Source organism: Heliobacterium mobile, assembly GCF_009720735.1.
GTDB lineage: Bacteria > Bacillota > Desulfitobacteriia > Heliobacteriales > Heliobacteriaceae > Heliobacterium > Heliobacterium mobile.
This window is the reverse complement of the sequence record NZ_WNKU01000103.1, coordinates 1-965: the sequence shown is the minus strand read 5'-3', so window position 1 is coordinate 965 and position 965 is coordinate 1. Positions and strand designations below refer to the sequence as shown.

The 965-nt window shown below is 62.7% G+C and carries 1 pseudogene; it reads right to left on the bottom strand.

The features are described from left to right. Positions 1-965, bottom strand: a pseudogene (locus tag GJ688_RS20370) (hypothetical protein); the annotation flags it as partial.

The following is a 965-nucleotide window of genomic DNA, read 5'->3' as shown; positions in this document are numbered from 1 at the left end:
TGATATCGATCGTCGCCGGCGTGTTGGCCATCAAATCCACATAGCCTTTTTTCCCGCTTCCGGCATCCGACCCGCTCCCGTCTTGTCCCGCTTTTACTTGTGCCGCCGTGGGGGCTGTCGCTCCGTGGGGTACCACGACATAATAGCCTTTTCCGTTTTCGTTGGTCTGTACCCGCACCTGGGCGCTCGTGTTCGTCACTGTTCCCGCCTGCGGATAGCCGCTCGCCCAGGTCGGGGGGGTCGTGTCCGGCGCTGCGCTGGTCGCGATGTCCACCTTCTCCGCCGTCGCCTGCAAGTTGGGTACGCCGTCTTCCGTTACCACGTAGACATCATAGTCTGTCGACGGGGCCAAGCCCGTGATATCGATCGTCGCCGGCGTGTTGGCTGTCAGGTCTACATAGCCTTTTTTCCCGCTTCCGGCATCCGACCCGCTCGCATCTTGTCCCGCTTTTACTTGCGCCGCCGTGGGAGCTGTCGCCCCGTGGGGTACCACGACATAATAGCCTTTTCCGCTTTCGTTGGTCTGCACCAGCACCTGGGCGCTCGTGTTCGTCACTGTTCCCGCCTGCGGATAGCCGCTCGCCCAGGTCGGGGGGGTCGTGTCCGGCGCTGCGCTGGTCGCGATGTCCACCTTCTCCGCCGTCGCCTGCAAGTTGGGTACGCCGTCTTCCGTTACCACGTAGACATCATAGTCTGTCGACGGGGCCAAGCCCGTGATATCGATCGTCGCCGGCGTGTTGGCCATCAAATCCACATAGCCTTTTTTCCCGCTTCCGGCATCCGACCCGCTCGCATCTTGTCCCGCTTTTACTTGCGCCGCCGTGGGAGCTGTCGCCCCGTGGGGTACCACGACATAATAGCCTTTTCCGCTTTCGTTGGTCTGCACCAGCACCTGGGCGCTCGTGTTCGTCACTGTTCCCGCCTGCGGATAGCCGCTCGCCCAGGTCGGGGGGGTCGTGTCCGGC